The sequence below is a fragment of the Burkholderia sp. SIMBA_062 genome, from assembly GCF_046534765.1.
Taxonomy (GTDB): Bacteria; Pseudomonadota; Gammaproteobacteria; order Burkholderiales; family Burkholderiaceae; genus Burkholderia; species Burkholderia ambifaria.
On sequence record NZ_JAWRYD010000563.1, the window covers coordinates 1 to 241 of the forward strand.

1 pseudogene is annotated in these 241 nt (G+C 69.7%); it reads left to right on the forward strand.

What is annotated here, in order from left to right:
- Nucleotides 1-122: pseudogene (locus SB786_RS37465) on the forward strand (DUF2384 domain-containing protein); the annotation flags it as partial.
- Nucleotides 123-241 lie beyond the last annotated feature (119 nt).

Consider the following 241-nt stretch of genomic DNA (forward strand, 5'->3'; position numbering starts at 1 on the left):
GGTACCGCAACGAGCCGCTGGCGGTGTTCGATTACCAGACAGCCGAAACGCTGGTTTCCGCCGGCCGGGCCGAGGACGTGCTGCGCTACATCGTGTCGCTGGAAGCGGGCGCGGCCGGATGATCCTCAAGCCACTGCAGGACATCATCGCGTACCGGATGCACCAGCCCAAATGGGCGGTCGCGCCCACCAGTGGCGCCGGGGCAGCGAAGGCAGGCGGGCGGGCGAACCGGGTCGGCACG